General features: G+C 50.0%; 1 protein-coding gene. It reads left to right on the top strand.

Annotated elements, in window-relative coordinates:
* A partial coding sequence (locus ACIFO6_RS24160; RefSeq protein ID WP_430044597.1) for a condensation domain-containing protein occupies window positions 1-4,396 on the top strand: 4,396 nt, incomplete at both ends.

The raw sequence follows: 4,396 nt of genomic DNA, 5'->3' as shown, positions 1-4,396 counted from the left end.
GCCGAATCACCGGGTATATATCGTAAATGCATATGGACATCTGGCACCCGTGGGCGTAGCTGGGGAACTGTGTGTGTCGGGGGCAGGTCTGGCGCGTGGGTATCTGTATCGTCCCGATTTAACAAATGAAGTCTTTGTACCAAATCCGTTTGCTTCTGGAGAAGCGGGGTACGAAAAGATGTATCGGACAGGGGACTTGGCAAGATGGTTACCGGACGGAAATATTGAGCATTTGGGCAGGATCGACCACCAGGTGAAGATTCGGGGCTATCGGATTGAGTTGGGTGAAGTTGAGGCGCACATGTTGAAGGTAGAAGCCGTACAAGAAGTGATCGTGCTGGCTCATGGGAACGAGCAAGGGCAAAACCAACTGGTGGCGTACTATGTGGCAGAACGTGAAGTGAGTGCAAGTGAGCTGCGCAGCTTACTGGGCGAAGGACTTCCAAACTACATGGTGCCTTCATTCTTCGTACAGCTGGAGCACATGCCACTGACACCGAATGGTAAAATTGACCGCAAAGTGCTGTCAGTACCGGAAGATAGTCTGCAAAGCGGAGCGGATTATATAGAGCCACGTACAGCACTGGAGCAGACGTTGGTTTCGGTATGGCAGGCCGTATTGGGCACGAAGAGAGTCGGGATTCTGGAGAATTTCTTTGATCTGGGCGGCGACTCGATCAAAGCGATCCAAGTATCCTCCCGATTGCTGCAAGCTGGCTACAAGCTGGAAATGAAGGATCTGTTCCAATATCCTTCCGTGTCGCTGCTGAGTGGTCACGTACACAAGGCCAGCCGTACAGCCGATCAGCAGACAGTATCCGGGGCGGTCACACTGACCCCGATTCAGCAATGGTTCTTTGGACAACAATCAGAAGAACCGCATTATTTTAATCAATCGGTGATGCTGTATAGATCACAAGGCTTTGATGGAGCTGCATTGCGTCAAACGGTGGCCAAAATTGCCGAGCATCACGATGCGTTGCGCACAGTCTTCCGTCAGACCGAACAGGGATATGAAGCGTGGAACCGTGGCTTGAACGAAGGTGAGCTGTATAGTCTGGACATTGTCGATTTGACGAATGTAGCAGACCCCGAAGATGTGGCGACGGCGATGGAAGCGAAAGCAAATGCCATCCAAAGTTCGATCCGTCTGGACGAAGGACCACTGTTGAAGCTGGGACTATTTCATTGTGCGGACGGGGATCATCTGCTAATGGCAGTTCACCATTTGGTGGTGGATGGCATCTCATGGCGGATTGTGTTCGAAGATTTTGCAGCTGGGTATGGGCAGGTCGTTCGAGGTGATGAGATTCGTTTGCCACTCAAAACGGACTCTTTCTTGAACTGGGCAGAGCGTTTGTCCGAATACGCCAACAGTCCTGCCTTCGAATCCGAGCGGGAATACTGGATGAATTTTGCCCAAACGGAATCAGTACCATTGCCTAAAGATCATGAGATTACTGAAGGAGAACATTCTCTGATAAGAGACAGCGAGATGGTGACGGCAGTTTGGAGCGAGCAGGAAACACGACTGTTGCTTCAAGAGGCGCATCGCGCATACAACACAGAAGTGAACGATTTGCTGCTGACTGCACTTGGGACGGCATTATATAACTGGAGCGGTCAGGAGCGTGTGCTGGTAAATCTGGAGGGGCATGGACGGGAATCTATTCTATCGGATATCGACATTACACGCACAGTAGGCTGGTTTACGAGCCAATATCCAGTGCTGCTTGATGTGGGTAGCAACGTGGACATAGGGCAGCGAATCAAGCGAGTGAAGGAAGACTTGCGTCATGTGCCGTATAAGGGCATTGGCTACGGCATTTTGAAATACTTGTCTCAGGATGTGAACCTAGAAGCTTTGACGTTCCAGCCAGATATCAGCTTCAACTATTTGGGACAATTTGATCAGGATCTGGACAATAGCGATATCGTGTTTTCTTCGCATAAGGGTGGGGAGCCAATAAGTGACAGCACCCTTTTGGAACAGCCACTTAATGTAAATGGGGTAATAACGGCAGGCGTATTGACGCTGGAAATTCGCTATAACAGCAAGGTGTATCACAAGAAGAATGTGGAAAAATTTGCAGGCTTGCTTCAGGAAAGCCTGCAGGAGGTCATTGTTCATTGCGCTTTCAAAGAACAGAGTGAGCTGACGCCAAGTGATGTGCTATTCAAAGGCTTGACGCTGGAGCAGTTGGAACAACTGACCGTGCAAACGGCCCCTGTAGGAGAACTGGAAAATGCTTATGCGCTCTCGCCCATGCAAAAGGGAATGCTTTTCCATAGTTTGATGGAGCCGAAGTCGGGCGCGTACTTTCAGCAGGCCTCGTTTGATTTACAGGGTAGCTTTGACGTGAGTGCTTTTCGTAAGAGTTTAGATGTGCTAACACAACGGCATGAGACGTTGCGGACAAACTTTCATGTCTTGCAAGATCAGGAGCCATTGCAGATGGTAATTCGTCACAAAGACAGTGAGCTTGCCTTCGAGGATCTGCGCGAAATGAAGAAAGCGGAGCGGAAGACCTATATCCAGAATCTCAAAATGCAAGATCAAGTCCGAGGCTTTGAACTGGATACCGATACGTTAATGCGTATAAAGGTTTTGCAGACAGGAGAAGAAACGTATCACTTGGTCTGGAGTTTCCACCATATTGTGATGGATGGCTGGTGTTTGTCGCTGGTCACAGGCGAGGTGTTCGGTACGTACTTTACGCTGCTAGAGCAAAAGCAGCCACAGCTTACGATGGTCACATCTTATCGAGAATATATCAAATGGCTTGAGCGTCAGGATGAACGTGCGGCAAGAGACTACTGGAGTAGCTATCTGGCAGGCTTTGAGCAGCAGACCTTGTTACCTGGAAAAGATACTTCCCGGAAGGATCAGACTGAAGACAACGAAGAGTATCCAGCATCTATAGCAACCAAGTCATCTGAGTATATTTCTGAACAACTAACGTTTGAGCTAGACAGCACATGGAGTGAAGCCATGAACCGGATTGCAAAGCAGCAGCAGGTCACAATCAATACGCTGATGCAGAGCATGTGGGGCCTTATTTTACAGAAGTACAACAATAATGAGGATGTAATTTTTGGCAGTGTCGTATCTGGCCGTCCGTCCGATATACCTGGTGTAGAAAGCATCATCGGCTTGTTCATCAATACGATTCCGGTCCGGATTCAAAGCGAACGGAATGCCACTTTTGCAGAAATCATGCGGAAAACGCAGGAGCAGGCGCTGGCTTCGGGGACATTTGACAGCTTCCCGTTGTATGAAATTCAGGCGTTGACTGAGCAGAAGCAGAACCTGATCAATCACATTATGGTGTTTGAAAACTATCCGGTGGAGCAGCAGGTCGAGCAGATTGGAGAGGTGCAACCGTCAGCTTTTGAGATTACGAATGTTGAGGTTGTGGAACAGACAAATTATGATCTGGACTTGATGGTGATACCGGGTGAAGTCTTCCAAATCATATTCCGATATAACGCCAATGTGTATGATCTGGCTACCGTGGAGCGTATGCAAGGACATGTATTGCATGTGCTTGAGCAAATCGTGAACAATCCGCATATTCGCGTGAATGAGCTGGAATTGGTGACACCAGAAGAACAAGCACAAATCCTTGAGGTTTGGGGAAATACAGCAGTAGCTTATCCACAGAATCAGACGCTGAGTGCGTGGTTCGAAGAACAGTCGGCGCTAACTCCGGATCAGGTGGCAGTACTGTTCGGATCAGAGGCGTTGACCTACCGCGAGCTGAACGAGCGGGCTAATCGTTTGGCGCGGACGCTGCGTGCGGAAGGAGTTGGACCGGATCAGCCGGTGGGCATTCTGGTACAACGTTCGCTGGAGATGATTGTAGGGATCTACGCGATTCTCAAAGCAGGCGGCGCATATGTGCCAATTGACCCGGATTATCCTGCGGACCGTATCCGTTTCATGCTGGAGGATTCAGGAGCGAAGCTGGTATTGACGAAATCGCGTCTGGCAGAGCAGGCAAGTCTGAGCTTTGACGGCATGGTGCTGGTACTGGATCGCGAAGATATTTACCATGAAGATGGCTCGAATCTGGAACCGTTGGCGGGGCCACAGAATGTAGCCTACGTGATCTACACCTCCGGCTCGACTGGAAAACCGAAGGGCGTTATGGTTGAGCACCATTCCGTGCTGAACCGGATTTTGTGGATGCATGATCGTTACGGCTTGAGTGCGGAGGATACGATCCTGCAAAAGACTGCCTTCACATTCGACGTATCCGTGTGGGAGCTGTTCTGGTGGTCGATGGTCGGCTCGAAGGTGAGCCTGCTGTCGGTTGGCGGGGAAAAGAATCCGGAGGACATCGTCGACACGATTGCCCGCGATGGCGTAAGTACGATGCACTTTGTGCCAGCG

It is taken from the genome of Paenibacillus sp. NRS-1781, from assembly GCF_050467745.1.
Taxonomy (GTDB): Bacteria; Bacillota; Bacilli; order Paenibacillales; family Paenibacillaceae; genus Paenibacillus; species Paenibacillus terrae_A.
Note: the sequence above shows the minus strand (reverse complement) of the source record. Positions and strands in the feature narration are given on the sequence as shown.